Annotated in this window: 11 protein-coding genes; 9 read left to right on the top strand and 2 right to left on the bottom strand. The window is 71.8% G+C overall.

Annotated elements, in window-relative coordinates; translation table 11 throughout:
- Nucleotides 1-122 precede the first annotated feature (122 nt).
- A complete protein-coding gene (locus tag AB0J57_RS31205) occupies nucleotides 123-773 on the bottom strand; it encodes a bifunctional DNA primase/polymerase (protein WP_366131719.1) in 651 nt (216 codons plus the stop codon).
- Between the two features lie 426 nt (nucleotides 774-1,199).
- Here AB0J57_RS31205 and AB0J57_RS31210 point away from each other — a divergent pair, with 426 nt between their 5' ends.
- From AB0J57_RS31210 to ftsH, 6 genes are all read left to right on the top strand, one after another.
- The gene (locus tag AB0J57_RS31210; protein ID WP_366131720.1) at nucleotides 1,200-2,672 is read left to right on the top strand and encodes a hypothetical protein; all 1,473 of its coding nucleotides are present in this window, start codon (nucleotides 1,200-1,202) and stop codon (nucleotides 2,670-2,672) included.
- Nucleotides 2,673-3,072: 400 nt separating this feature from the next.
- Nucleotides 3,073-4,416, top strand: coding sequence for an ammonium transporter (locus AB0J57_RS31215; RefSeq protein WP_366131721.1), 1,344 nt, complete (start codon nucleotides 3,073-3,075; stop codon nucleotides 4,414-4,416).
- Nucleotides 4,413-4,751, top strand: coding sequence for a P-II family nitrogen regulator (locus AB0J57_RS31220; protein WP_084904268.1), 339 nt, complete (start codon nucleotides 4,413-4,415; stop codon nucleotides 4,749-4,751). The genes AB0J57_RS31215 and AB0J57_RS31220 overlap by 4 nt, the downstream gene beginning before the upstream one ends.
- A gap of 12 nt (nucleotides 4,752-4,763) precedes the next feature.
- Nucleotides 4,764-7,199 carry a [protein-PII] uridylyltransferase gene (locus tag AB0J57_RS31225; protein WP_366131722.1) on the top strand — a complete coding sequence of 812 codons (2,436 nt, stop codon included), beginning with the start codon at nucleotides 4,764-4,766 and terminating at the stop codon, nucleotides 7,197-7,199.
- A gap of 99 nt (nucleotides 7,200-7,298) precedes the next feature.
- Nucleotides 7,299-8,849, top strand: coding sequence for a signal recognition particle protein (gene ffh / locus AB0J57_RS31230; RefSeq protein WP_366131723.1), 1,551 nt, complete (start codon nucleotides 7,299-7,301; stop codon nucleotides 8,847-8,849).
- Between the two features lie 108 nt (nucleotides 8,850-8,957).
- The gene (ftsH, locus tag AB0J57_RS31235; protein ID WP_366131724.1) at nucleotides 8,958-10,841 is read left to right on the top strand and encodes an ATP-dependent zinc metalloprotease FtsH; all 1,884 of its coding nucleotides are present in this window, start codon (nucleotides 8,958-8,960) and stop codon (nucleotides 10,839-10,841) included.
- A 51-nt stretch (nucleotides 10,842-10,892) separates the two neighbouring features.
- Here ftsH and AB0J57_RS31240 read toward each other — a convergent pair whose 3' ends face one another.
- Nucleotides 10,893-11,753, bottom strand: a complete 861-nt coding sequence (locus AB0J57_RS31240; protein WP_366131725.1) for a methyltransferase domain-containing protein — start codon at nucleotides 11,751-11,753, stop codon at nucleotides 10,893-10,895.
- A 675-nt stretch (nucleotides 11,754-12,428) separates the two neighbouring features.
- On the opposite strand from AB0J57_RS31240, the gene AB0J57_RS31245 reads away from it, so the two are divergent.
- From AB0J57_RS31245 to AB0J57_RS31255, 3 genes are all read left to right on the top strand, one after another.
- The gene (locus AB0J57_RS31245) at nucleotides 12,429-13,022 is read left to right on the top strand and encodes a hypothetical protein (RefSeq protein ID WP_198944041.1); all 594 of its coding nucleotides are present in this window, start codon (nucleotides 12,429-12,431) and stop codon (nucleotides 13,020-13,022) included.
- A 155-nt stretch (nucleotides 13,023-13,177) separates the two neighbouring features.
- Nucleotides 13,178-13,621: a 30S ribosomal protein S16 gene (gene rpsP / locus AB0J57_RS31250; protein ID WP_366131726.1), complete on the top strand. Its 444-nt coding sequence runs from the start codon at nucleotides 13,178-13,180 to the stop codon at nucleotides 13,619-13,621.
- 2 nt (nucleotides 13,622-13,623) lie between these two features.
- Nucleotides 13,624-13,863: an RNA-binding protein gene (locus AB0J57_RS31255; protein WP_018850017.1), complete on the top strand. Its 240-nt coding sequence runs from the start codon at nucleotides 13,624-13,626 to the stop codon at nucleotides 13,861-13,863.
- The last annotated feature ends 9 nt before the right edge of the window (nucleotides 13,864-13,872 follow it).

Genomic DNA, 13,872 nt, shown 5'->3' on the forward strand with positions numbered 1-13,872 from the left:
CGGGGCGGCACCTCCACGAGGGGGTGCCGCCCCGGCCGCGTTCCCGGCCTATCGGGTTTTCAGGTCGGCGGATTTACGGCCTGACGCCTTCACGGTCTGGCGGGTTCACGCCACGGCCGGACTCACATGCCCGACCGGTGGCAGATGTACGCCAGCGTGCCCAGCAGCAGGCGGGCCTGGGGCGGGGCGCCCACGTCGAGGGCCGGGGGACGGAGCCAGCGCGAGGGGCCCAGGCCCGCGTGGTCCGACGGCGGGGCCGTGATGTGGGCGCCCCGCCCCAGGCACCGCAGGTCCAGGTCGGCGTCGTCCCAGCCCATCCGGTACAGGAGCTGCGGCAGCTCCGCCGCCGCGCCGGGCGCCACGAAGAACTGGGCGCGGCCCGTGGGCGTGACGCACACCGGACCCAGCGGCAGACCCATCCGCTCCAGCCTGACCAGCGCCCGGCGACCGGCCGTCTCCGCGACCTCCAGCACGTCGAAGGTGCGCCCGACGGGCAGCATCAGAGCCGCGCCCGGGAACCCGGACCACACCTCGGTGACCGCGTCGAGCGTCGAGCCCGCGGGCACCTCGGGCGCGAAGTCGAGCGGATGCGCGCCCGGGGCCGTACAGTCCGGGTCTCCACAGGAGCACCGGCCCGACGCGGCCCGTGCGCCCGGGACCACGTCCCAGCCCCACAGGCCGGTGTACTCCGCCACAACGGTGCACTCCGTGGCGCGGGCGCCGCGCCGCCGCGAGCCGGACAGGATGCGGGTGCCGCCGATCGTGAAGCCCATGTCCCCTCCAACGGTGGAACTCGCCGGTGGTTACGACCCGGAGCGCCGCCGTGACGCTCCGTCGCGGCCTTACCCCAACGGGCGGCGCGCGGTGGTGCGCTTGGTGGTGCGATCCGTAGTGCGCGCCTCCGCGCGCTACGGTCCGCCGACTCCCGATCGTCGTAGTGTCAAGTGAATCGCGCCTGGCGGCGACAGAGTTCATTCGAAGGGGTGGCGAATGGTGGCGTTTATGGAAACGGCCTCGCCGACCCGTGATCGTAGGATTACTTTCAGTGCACGAACCCAGGGTAGCGACCGCCCAGGTGGGTATGCCGGAGGCAAGCCGGTTCACTGTTCGAAGAGTTCAACCTCCGGACGGGCGGCGACAACTGACGGCATTCTGATAAAGGTTCGCGCAACAGCGACTCGGCGGATGGGGGCCTTCCAGTGGGCGGCAGTGGCGCAGACGGTACGAATGCCGGGAAGCGCCCGAACGAGCAACTGAGCTCGTGGTTCGTGCGCAGCGGCTGGTCGAAGGGCGAGCTCGCGCGTCAAGTGAACCGCCGGGCGCGCCAGATGGGCGCACACCACATCAGCACCGACACCTCGCGCGTGCGGCGCTGGCTCGACGGCGAGCAGCCGCGCGAGCCCATCCCGCGCATCCTCTCGGAGCTGTTCTCCGAACGGTTCGGCAGCGTCGTCGCCGTCGAGGACCTCGGTCTGCGCACGGCTCACCAGTCACCCTCGGTGTCCGGCGTCGACCTCCCCTGGGCGGGCCCGCAGACCGTCGCCCTGCTCAGTGACTTCTCCCGCAGCGACCTGATGCTGGCCCGCCGGGGCTTCCTCGGCACCTCGCTCGCCCTGGCCGCCGGCCCCGCGCTCATCGAACCCATGCAGCGCTGGCTCGTCCCCACCCCGGCCGGCGAACCGGCCCGGGCCGAACCGACCGCGCCGCGCCGCCCCACCCGGCTCTCCCGCGCCGAGCTGGACCTGCTGGAGTCCACCACCGTCATGTTCCGCCAGTGGGACGCCCAGTGCGGTGGCGGGCTGCGCCGCAAGGCGGTTGTCGGCCAACTTCACGAGGTCACCGACCTGTTGCAGGAGCCACAGCCCGGCGCGACCGCGAAGCGGCTGTTCAAGTGCGCCGCCGAACTGGCCGAACTGGCCGGCTGGATGAGCTACGACGTGGGCCTCCAGCCCACTGCCCAGAAGTACTTCGTGCTCGCCCTGCACGCCGCCAAGGAGGCCGGTGACAAGCCGCTGGGCTCGTACATCCTCTCCTCCATGAGCCGCCAGATGATCCACCTCGGACGGCCCGACGACGCCCTGGAGCTCATCCACCTCGCCCAGTACGGGAGCCGTGACTGCGCGACCGCCCGCACCCAGGCGATGCTGTATGCGATGGAGGCCCGGGCGTACGCCAACATGGGCCAGCCCAGCAAGTGCAAGCGCGCCGTGCGCATGGCCGAGGACACCTTCGCCGACGTCGGCCTCGACGGCGAGCCCGAGCCCGACTGGATCCGCTTCTTCTCCGAGGCCGAGCTCAACGGCGAGAACGCCCACTCCTACCGGGATCTCGCCTATGTGGCCGGCCGCAGCCCCACGTACGCTTCGCTCGCCGAGCCCGTGATGGAGAGGGCCGTGGACCTCTTCTCCAAGGACGAGGACCACCAGCGCTCCTACGCGCTCAACCTGGTCGGCATGGCCACCGTGCACCTGCTCAAGCGTGAGCCCGAGGAGGCCACCAAGCTCGCCGAGCAGGCCCTCGGCGTCGCCCGGCGGGTCCGCTCCGAGCGGGTCAACACCCGGCTGCGCAAGACCGTCGACACGGCGGCCCGCGACTTCGGGGACGTACCGGAGGTCGCCAGGCTCACCGACAAGCTCACCGCGCAGCTTCCGGAGACCGCCGAGGCGGTCTGACCACAGGTTTCGACACCGGTCCGAACACACACGGCACAAGACGCACACGGTAAGACGCACACGGCGCGAGACGCGCACGGTGCACGACACATACGGCACAGACTCCGGCCGCGACCGTCACCCCGTACAGCCCGACTCGGCTCCCCCATTGCCAGGTCAACAGGGTGACCGTCGCGGCCGGTCCCGTGACGTGCGCAGAGGGTACTCCCGTGACATCCCCGTGACCCGGCGGTTCATAGCGACGTAACACACCGGACCTCTTCGTCACTGCGGCGAAACATCGTGCGGCATCGACCGAAATAGCGCTGCGCAAATCTCGGGCCCATAACCGGCCACCCCTCATAGCCGGCGCAGCACCGGCTCCGCCCCGCACAGGCCGACCGACGACGAGGAGACGCCGATGCCCCCAGGCATCACGACCCTTGCGGCAGACGCAACGCTGTCCGCCGCGAACACCGGGTTCATGCTCATCTGTTCCGCCCTGGTGATGCTCATGACGCCGGCCCTCGCCTTCTTCTACGGAGGCATGGTCCGCGTGAAGTCCACCCTCAACATGCTGATGATGAGCTTCATCAGCCTCGGGATCGTCACGATCCTGTGGGTGCTCTACGGCTTCAGCATCGCCTTCGGCACCGACACCGGCTCCGTCGTCGGATGGTCGTCCGACTACGTCGGTCTCAGCGGCATCGGGATCACCGAGCTGTGGGACGGCTACACCATCCCGGTGTACGTCTTCGCCGTCTTCCAGCTCATGTTCGCGATCATCACGCCCGCGCTGATCAGCGGCGCGCTGGCGGACCGCGTGAAGTTCACCGCCTGGGCGCTGTTCATCGCCCTGTGGGTCACCGTCGTCTACTTCCCCGTCGCCCACTGGGTGTGGGGCTCCGGCGGCTGGCTCTTCGAGATGGGCGTGATCGACTTCGCGGGCGGCACCGCCGTCCACATCAACGCCGGTGCCGCGGCCCTCGGCGTGATCCTGGTCATCGGCAAGCGCGTCGGCTTCAAGAAGGACCCGATGCGGCCGCACAGCCTGCCGCTGGTCATGCTCGGCGCCGGCCTGCTGTGGTTCGGCTGGTTCGGCTTCAACGCCGGCTCCTGGCTCGGCAACGACGACGGCGTCGGCGCGGTGATGTTCGTCAACACCCAGGTCGCCACCGCCGCCGCCATGCTCGCCTGGCTCGCGTACGAGAAGATCCGCCACGGCGCCTTCACCACCCTCGGCGCCGCCTCCGGCGCGGTCGCCGGCCTCGTCGCCATCACCCCGGCCGGCGGCTCCTGCTCGCCGCTCGGCGCGATCGCCATCGGCGCCATCGCGGGTCTGCTGTGCGCCATGGCCGTGGGCCTGAAGTACAAGTTCGGCTACGACGACTCCCTCGACGTCATCGGCGTCCACCTCGTCGGTGGTGTCGTCGGCTCCCTGCTGGTCGGCTTCTTCGCCACCGGCGGCGTCCAGTCCGACGCCAAGGGCCTCTTCTACGGCGGCGGTTTCGAGCAGCTCGGCAAGCAGGCCACCGGTGTCTTCGCGGTCCTCGCCTACTCTCTGGTCGTCTCGGCGCTGCTCGCCTTCGTCATCGACAAGGTGATGGGGATGCGGGTCAGCGAGGACGACGAGGTCCGGGGCATCGACCAGGTCGAGCACGCCGAGACGGCGTACGACTTCAGCGGGGCCGGCGGCGGAGCCGGTTCGCGCAAGACCCTCACCGAGGCCCTGCCCGCAGCGGAGAACAAGAAGGTGGACGCATGAAGCTCATCACCGCGGTCGTCAAGCCGCACCGGCTGGACGAGATCAAGGAGGCCCTCCAGGCCTTCGGAGTCCAGGGCCTGACCGTCACCGAGGCCAGCGGCTACGGACGGCAGCGCGGCCACACCGAGGTCTACCGGGGCGCCGAGTACACCGTCGACCTCGTCCCCAAGATCCGCATCGAGGTGCTGGTCGAGGACGACGACGCCGAACAGCTCATCGACGTGGTGGTGAAGGCGGCCCGCACCGGCAAGATCGGTGACGGGAAGGTGTGGAGCGTCCCCGTCGACACCGCCGTACGCGTCCGCACCGGCGAGCGCGGACCCGACGCACTGTAAGGAGCCCCTGGGGTGACGAGTACCGAAGTGACCAGCGAAGACTCGGGACCCAGCGGCTACGCGGCGGCCCGGCTGCACCTCCTGCGACAGGAGGAGCGGTCCGGGCCGCCGCGCCGTGCGGCCCTGGCGCGGCTCACCGACGACTGGCTGGCCGCGCTGTTCGCCGAGGCGGCCCCCGCGCGCGGCGTGGCGCTGGTCGCCGTCGGTGGCTACGGGCGCGGCGAGCTCTCGCCGCGCAGCGACCTCGACCTGCTCCTTCTCCATGACGGCACCACGGACCCGGCCGCCATCGCCGACCGCGTCTGGTACCCCATCTGGGACCAGGGCCTCGCCCTCGACCACTCCGTCCGCACCCCCGCCGAGGCCCGCAAGACCGCCGCCGACGACCTCAAGGTCCAGCTCGGCCTGCTCGACGCCCGCCACATCGCCGGCGACCTCGGCCTCGTCACCGCCCTGCGCACCGCCGTCCTCGCCGACTGGCGCAACCAGGCCCCCAAACGCCTGCCCGAACTCGACGAGCTGTGCCGCGAGCGCGCCGACCGCTCCGGCGAGCTCCAGTTCCTCCTCGAACCCGACCTCAAGGAGGCCCGCGGCGGACTGCGCGACGCCACCGCCCTGCGGGCGGTCGCCGCCTCCTGGCTCGCCGACGCCCCGCGCGAGGGGCTCGCCGAGGCGCGCCGCACCCTCCTCGACACCCGCGACGCGCTCCACCTGGTCACCGGGCGGGCCACCGACCGCCTCGCCCTCCAGGAACAGGCCCAGGTCGCCACCGCCCTCGGGCTCCTCGACGCCGACGCCCTGCTCCGCCAGGTGTACGAGGCGGCCCGGACCATCTCGTACGCGGCCGACGTCACCTGGCGCGAGGTCAACCGCGTCCTGCGCGCCCGCTCCGCACGCCCACGCCTGCGCGCCCTCCTCGGTGGCTCCCGCGGCGGCAAGGCCCAGCCCGAGCGCACCCCGCTCGCCGAGGGCGTCGTCGAGATGGACGGCGAGGTCGTCCTCGCCCGCACCGCCCGCCCCGAACGCGACCCGGTCCTCCCGCTGCGCGCCGCCGCCGCGGCCGCCCAGAACGGCCTGCCCCTCTCCCTGCACGCCGTACGCCGCCTCGCCGCCGCCACCAAGCCGCTGCCCGAGCCGTGGCCCGCCGACGCCCGCGAGCAGCTCGTCACCCTCCTCGGCGCCGGGGAGCCCACCGTCCCCGTCTGGGAGGCCCTGGAGGCCGAAGGGCTCATCAGCCGCCTCCTGCCCGACTGGGAACGCGTCCGCTGCCGCCCCCAGCGCAACCCCGTGCACACCTGGACCGTCGACCGCCACCTCGTCGAGACCGCCGTCCGCGCCTCCGCCCTCACCCGCCGCGTCGGCCGCCCCGACCTGCTCCTGGTCGGCGCCCTCCTGCACGACATCGGCAAGGGCTGGCCCGGCGACCACTCCGTCGTGGGCGAGACCATCGCGCGCGATGTGGCCGCCCGCATCGGCTTCGACGCGCACGACGCCGACGTCATCGCCACCCTCGTACGCCACCACCTCCTCCTCGTCGACACGGCCACCCGCCGGGACCTGGACGACCCGGCGACCATCCAGTCCGTCGCCGCGGCCATCGGGTCGCCGTCCACCCTGGAGCTGCTGCACGCCGTCACCGAGGCCGACGCGCTCGCCACCGGCCCCGCGGCCTGGTCCTCGTGGCGCGCCTCGCTCGTTGCCGACCTGGTCAAACGCGTCGCCGGCGTCCTGGCGGGCGACACCCCGCCGGCCCCCGAGCCCGCCGCCCCCAGCGCCGAGGAGGAACGCCACGCCGTCGAGGCCCTCCGCACCGGCGAACCGGTACTGACCCTGCACGCGCAGGAACACTTGCCGGCCGACCACCCGGAACCGGAGCCGGTCGGAGTCGAGCTCCTCATCGCCCTCCCCGACCAGCCGGGCGTGCTGCCCGCGGTCGCCGGGGTCCTCGCCCTGCACCGCCTCACCGTCCGCTCCGCCGACCTGCGCGCCATCGACCTGCCCACCGAGCTCGGTCCCGCCGCCGTGCTCGTACTGGACTGGCGCGTCGCGGCCGAATACGGCTCCCTCCCGCAGGCCACCCGGCTGCGCGCCGACCTCGTCCGCGCCCTCGACGGGTCCCTGGACATCAGGGCCCGCCTGGCCGAGCGCGAGGCGGCCTACCCGCGCCGGCGCGGCGTCACGGCGCCGCCACCCCGGGTCACGGTCGCGGAGGCGGGCTCGACGCTGGCCACGGTCATCGAGGTCCGCGCCCACGACGCCCCGGGCCTTCTGCACCGCATCGGGAACGCCCTGGAGGGAGCCCGGGTCAGGGTGCGCAGCGCCCACGTGTCCACGCTGGGCGCGAACGCGGTGGACGCGTTCTACGTCACGGACGCGGCCGGCGCGCCGCTGCCGCCCGCGGACGCCGCCGAGGTGGCGCGGGCGCTGGAGGCGGACCTGCGCACCTGAGGCCCGGTTCCGGCCGGGGCTGCTACGGATGGCCGCGAGCCGGATACCCTTGGGGGCGACTGTCCGCCCGACCCCTAGACCCGAGGATCCGCGACCACCGTGTTCGATACCCTCTCCGACCGCCTTGCCGCGACATTCAAGAACCTCCGGGGCAAGGGCCGCCTGTCCGAGGCGGACATCGACGCCACCGCCCGCGAGATCCGCATCGCCCTGCTCGAGGCGGACGTGGCGCTGCCCGTCGTCCGCGCCTTCATCAAGCAGGTCAAGGAGCGGGCCCTCGGTGCGGAGGTCTCGCAGGCGCTGAACCCGGCCCAGCAGGTCATCAAGATCGTCAACGAGGAGCTCATCGGCATCCTCGGTGGCGAGACCCGCCGCCTCCGGTTCGCCAAGAACCCGCCGACCGTGATCATGCTCGCGGGCCTCCAGGGTGCCGGTAAGACCACCCTCGCCGGAAAGCTCGGCCTCTGGCTGAAGAGCCAGGGTCACTCCCCGCTGCTGGTCGCCTGCGACCTCCAGCGCCCCAACGCCGTCAACCAGCTCGGCGTCGTCGCCGAGCGCGCCGGCGTCGCCTTCTACGGCCCGCAGCCCGGCAACGGCGTGGGCGACCCGGTCCAGGTCGCCAAGGACTCGATCGAGTACGCCCGGACCAAGGTCCACGACATCGTCATCGTCGACACCGCCGGCCGCCTGGGCATCGACCAGGAGATGATGCAGCAGGCCGCGGACATCCGTGACGCGGTCTCGCCCGACGAGATCCTCTTCGTCGTCGACGCGATGATCGGTCAGGACGCGGTCAACACGGCCGAGGCCTTCCGCGACGGCGTCGGCTTCGACGGTGTGGTGCTCTCCAAGCTCGACGGTGACGCCCGTGGTGGTGCCGCCCTGTCGATCGCGCACGTCACCGGCCGCCAGATCATGTTCGCCTCCAACGGCGAGAAGCTGGACGACTTCGACGCGTTCCACCCGGACCGCATGGCGTCCCGCATCCTCGGCATGGGCGACGTGCTGTCGCTGATCGAGAAGGCCGAGCAGACCTTCAGCCAGGAAGAGGCCGCCAAGATGGCCTCCAAGCTGGCGAGCAGCAAGGGCAAGGACTTCACGCTCGACGACTTCCTGGCCCAGATGGAGCAGGTCCGGAAGATGGGCTCCATCTCCAAGCTGCTCGGCATGCTCCCGGGCATGGCCCAGATGAAGGAGCAGATCAACAACATCGACGAGCGTGACGTGGACCGTACGGCCGCGATCATCAAGTCGATGACGCCGGGCGAGCGCCAGGACCCGACGATCATCAACGGCTCCCGCCGGGCGCGTATCGCCCGTGGTTCCGGTGTCGAGGTCAGCGCGGTGAAGTCGCTGGTCGAGCGGTTCTTCGAGGCCCGCAAGATGATGTCGCGCATGGCCCAGGGCGGCGGCATGCCGGGCATGCCGGGGATCCCGGGCATGGGTGGCGGCCCCGGCCGCCAGAAGAAGCAGGTCAAGCAGGCCAAGGGCAAGCGCAAGAGCGGCAACCCGATGAAGCGCAAGGCCGAGGAGGCCGCCGCCGCGGCGCGCCGCGAACAGGCACAGCAGGGTGGGGCGTTCGGGCTGCCGAACGGTGAGCCCGGCAAGGACTTCGAGCTCCCGGAGGAGTTCAAGAAGTTCATGGGCTGAGGTTCGCGAGGTTCATCGGCTGAGCGAGGCTTCAAAGGGGCGTCCACCACGGGTGGGCGCCCCTTCGTCCGTAATGCCGCTTCCGTCCGCCTCTCGCATCATGGCTGCGTGGCCAATTCCGTACCCCCTCGCGACCGCACCGACCAGCCCTGGCGCTCCGAGGGCGCACCGCCGCCGCCCCCGCCGCGCAAGAAGATGCCGGGCTGGATCGGGCTGCTCCTGGCCGCGGTGGCCGTCTTCGTCCTCACCAATCTGGCCCTGTCCTTCTTCGGCGACGGCGACGAGCGGACCATCTCGTACACCGAATTCAGCCGGCAGGTTTCGGATGGAAACGTCGCCAAGATCTACTCCAAGGGCGACGCCATTGAGGGCGAGCTGAAGAACAAGCAGCGCTTCACCACCCAGCGGCCGGCCTTCGCCGACGACAACCTCTGGGCGGAGCTGACGAAGCAGAAGGTCACCGTGACGGCCGAGCCGGTCGTCGACAGGCCCAGCTTCCTCGCCAACCTGCTGTTCTCGCTGGCGCCGATCCTGCTGCTCGTCGTGCTGTGGCTGGTCATCGCCCGCCGGATGAGGGGAGCCGGGTTCGGGGCGGGCGGCATGCTCGGCCGCAAGGCCCCGCCCAAGCCGGTCGAGCTGGAGGTGGGGCAGCGGACCACCTTCGCCGACGTCGCGGGGATCGACGAGGTGGAGGGCGAGCTCAACGACGTCGTCGACTTCCTGAGGAACCCGCAGGCCTACCGTCGGATGGGCGCCAAGATGCCGCGCGGCGTCCTGCTGTCCGGCCCGCCCGGCACCGGCAAGACGCTGCTGGCACGGGCCGTGGCGGGGGAGGCGGGCGTGCCGTTCTTCTCCGCGTCCGCGTCCGAGTTCATCGAGATGATCGTGGGCGTCGGTGCCTCGCGCGTACGGGAACTGTTCAACGAGGCCCGCAAGGTCGCCCCGGCGATCATCTTCATCGACGAGATCGACACCATCGGGCGCGTGCGGGGCGGTGGCGCCGCCATGGGCGGGCACGACGAGCGGGAACAGACGCTGAACCAGATCCTCACCGAGATGGACGGCTTCTCCGGCGCGGAGGGCGTCATCGTCATCGCGGCCACCAACCGCGCCGACGTCCTGGACCCGGCGCTGACCCGCCCCGGCCGCTTCGACCGGATCGTCCACGTCAGCCCGCCCGACCGGGGCGGCCGCGAGGCCATCCTCCGCATCCACACCCGTGACATCCCGCTGGCCGGGGACGTCGACCTGGCCCAGGTCGCCCGTACGACGCCGGGCATGACCGGCGCCGAGCTGGCGAACCTCGCCAACGAGGCCGCCCTCCTCGCGGTCAAGCGCAGGCAGCACCAGGTCACCCGCTCCGACCTCTCCGACGCGCTGGAGAAGGTCCAGCTCGGCGCCGAACGCGCCCTGGTCATGCCCCTGGAGGAGCGGCGCCGCACCGCGTACCACGAGAGCGGGCACGCGCTGCTCGGCATGCTCCAGCCCGGCGCCGACCCGGTCCGCAAGGTGACCATCGTCCCGCGCGGCCGCGCCCTGGGAGTGACCCTGTCGACGCCGGACGCCGACAAGTACGCGTACACGGAGGAGTATCTGCGCGGCCGGATCATCGGCGCGCTCGGTGGCATGGCGGCCGAGCACGTCGTCTTCGGCGTCATCACCACGGGCTCGGAGAGCGACCTGGAACAGGTCACGAACATCGCGCGCGGCATGGCGGGCCGCTGGGGCATGAGCGAGCGGGTCGGCCGGCTCAGCGCCATCCCGGGCGACGCGCAGCAGGCGTACGGGCTGTCGGCGGCGCCCGCGACGCTGGACGCGGTCGCGCATGAGATGCGCCGCATCGTCGACGAGTGCTACGAGAGCGCCTGCCGGCAGCTCCAGGAGCACCGCCCCAGGCTGGACGCGCTGGCGGCGGCGCTCCTGGAGAACGAGACGCTGGAGGAGGAAGAGGCCTACCGGGCCGCGGGCATCACCCGCCTCGGCAAGGAGTAGCCGTGCACGCCTGGCCGTGCACGCCTTCCGGCGAGTCGGGGCCGTGGCGCGTCAGGGCGTCCTGGCGACCAGGTAGCGGAACACGTTCGGCATCCACACGGTGCCGTCGGGGCGCACGTGCGGGTGGAGGGCCTCGGTGACCTCCTTCTCCACCGTCGCCTGGTCCGAGGCGGCCACGGCCGCGTCGAACAGGCCGGTCGAGAACAGGCCGCGTACGGCGCTCTCGATGTCCGCGTACCCGAACGGGCACGCCACCCGTCCCGAGCCGTCCGGCCGGAGCCCGGCCCGCGCGGCCACCTCCTCCAGGTCGTCCCGGAGGGCCGGACGCCACGTCGCGCCGGTGCGCAGCCGCTCGGTCAGCCTGCCCGCCACCCGCAGCACGGCCGATGTGGCACACCGCTCCGGCGGGCCCCAGCCCGCCAGCACCACCGCGCTGCCCCGTTCCGCCAGCCGTACCGCCGCCGCGAGGGCGGGCGCCAGCCCGTCGGAGTCACCCGCGGTGCAGCCGATCGGCTGGAAGGCCGTGATGAGGTTGTACGCCGGACGGGTGGGATCGGCGGCATCGGCCGGCCCGCCGTACAGCAGTCTCGTCTCGCCGCAGCGGTGGGTTTCGCGCCCTGCCGCGTCGGGGAGCAGCCGCTTGCGAGCCAGGTCCACGCGCGCGTGGTCCGTGTCGACACCCGTGACCTGCGCGCCGCGCGCGGCGGCCATCAGCAGGGCGAGGCCCGAGCCGCATCCGAGACCGAGGAGCCGCGTTCCGGTACCGACCTCCAGATGCTCGTACACCGCTTCATATAGCGGGACCAGCATCCGTTCCTGGATCTCCGCCCAGTCGCGGGCACGGCCGGGCGCATCCGAAGCCGGAGGGGCCGAGGCCGGGTGGGGGTGGTGCTGGACGAGCATAGGTGTCATCGAAAGCGCCCCAATCCGCCGAGAGGTCCATCTGTGCGTCTGTGCCCTGATTGACAGCCCCCGTGTACGTGCGCTCGCACTCCCCGTAGCCAGGGAACTCCGCATCCGGCCCCAAGTCCAGGGGTCGGGGAGCAATGCTTACGTGCCCCGGTTGTGCGCCCCCGAGTGCGGCACGAACCACCTCCCATAGTGGAGGCGCCCCGCGATTCCCGCCATGCCAGGACGGCGGCCCGGCTCCCACCACCCCTCCCGGCCAGCGGCGTTCCCGTTTCCCGGGCCCCTTTCCACCACACCGTCCGGGGCCCGCCCGCCCCCACTGCGCCCCCGGCGCGGGCGGCCGGGCCGTGCCCCGGGGGCGGTGGCGCCGACAGCGGGCGGTGGCGGTAGGGTCGCCTTCGGCAACCGGCGGCCTCCTGGCCGGTGCGGCGCCTCGGCCCGGTGGGTGTACCGACCCGGCCGGCGCCTCGACCGGGGCGGCGACCGGCGCGCGGCGGCCGGCTACGCGCCGGGGCGTACGCGCCGCTACGTACCACCTTGATGCGAGCTGCGCGGCTTCTCCGCAGATCAGCGCACTGGCCCTCGTCGGGACGCATCAACGGCAACTGACGGGTACGTGCAAATTATTTGGGATGCCCCGGAATGGAACCCGCGGGCACTCCGGCTCGTTGTCACGACGTGAGCACGACACCACCTGTTCTCGCCGCAGAGCTGGCACAGGCGTGGGCCGACATTCAGCGGCACCACCCCGAGCTGCCCGATCTCGCCGCGCCCGAATCCCTGATCGGAGAGTCGTCGTCCGCATGTGGCGCCGAGCTCTCCTTCGAGCGACTGCTCCATGAGGCAGTCCACGGCATCGCCGCCGCGCGAGGCGTCCGCGACACCTCGCGCGCCGGTCGCTACCACAACCGCAGATTCCTGGCGATCGCCGAGGAGATGGGCCTGGACCACTCCGAGGAGCCGCACCCCAGCAGCGGTTTCTCCCTGGTCACGCTCAGCCCCGAGGCCAAGCGCCGGTACCGCCCGACCATCGAACGGCTCCAGCGCGCCCTGAAGGCGCACACGGTCGCCACGGCGGCGGACACCAAGCGCTCCTTCCGCGGGCCGGCCGCCCGGCACGGCTCCTCCGGTGGCGGCGTGCGGGTCAAGGCTGTGTGCGACTGCGGGCGCAACGTCCGGGTCGTGCCCTCGGTCCTCGCGCAGGCGCCCATCGTGTGCGGCGGCTGCGGGAAGCCCTTCCGAATCCCGGAAGCCGTGGGCGCGGCAAGCTGACCCCGCGTGATGTGGCACAATGGCTAGCTGTACTCGACAGTCGAACAGGACCCCTCTCTCCTCCGGCTGACGCGTCCATCGGGCACTCGAGTACCGCAACCCCACGCGGCATCCCGTTGTGCCCAACCACGTCAAGACCAGGAGACACCACACCCGTGGCAGTCAAGATCAAGCTGAAGCGTCTGGGCAAGATCCGTTCGCCTCACTACCGCATCGTCGTCGCCGACTCCCGTACCCGCCGTGACGGCCGGGCCATCGAGGAGATCGGCCTGTACCACCCGGTGCAGAACCCGTCGCGCATCGAGGTCGACTCGGAGCGTGCGCAGTACTGGCTGTCCGTCGGCGCCCAGCCGACCGAGCCGGTTCTCGCGATCCTGAAGCTCACCGGCGACTGGCAGAAGGCGAAGGGCCTGCCGGCCCCGGAGAAGCCGCTGCTGGCCCCGGCGACCAAGGAAGAGAAGCGTCGTTCCTTCGACGAGTTCGCCAAGGCGCTCGAGGGTGACGAGGCGAAGGGTGAGGCCATCACCCCGAAGGCGAAGAAGGCCGACAAGAAGGCGGACGAGGCCGAGGCCGCGTCCACCGAGTCGACCGAGGCCTGAGCATGCTCGAGGAGGCTCTCGAGCACCTCGTGAAGGGCATCGTCGACAACCCCGACGACGTGCAGGTCGCCTCGCGCAACCTGCGCCGCGGGCGCGTGCTGGAGGTCCGGGTCCACCCCGACGACCTCGGCAAGGTGATCGGCCGCAACGGCCGCACCGCGCGCGCTCTGCGTACAGTCGTGGGTGCCATCGGCGGGCGGGGCATCCGCGTCGACCTCGTCGACGTGGACCAGGTCCACTGATCAAGTTGG

The organism is Streptomyces sp. NPDC049837 (genome assembly GCF_040674455.1).
In the GTDB taxonomy this organism is placed as follows: domain Bacteria; phylum Actinomycetota; class Actinomycetes; order Streptomycetales; family Streptomycetaceae; genus Streptomyces.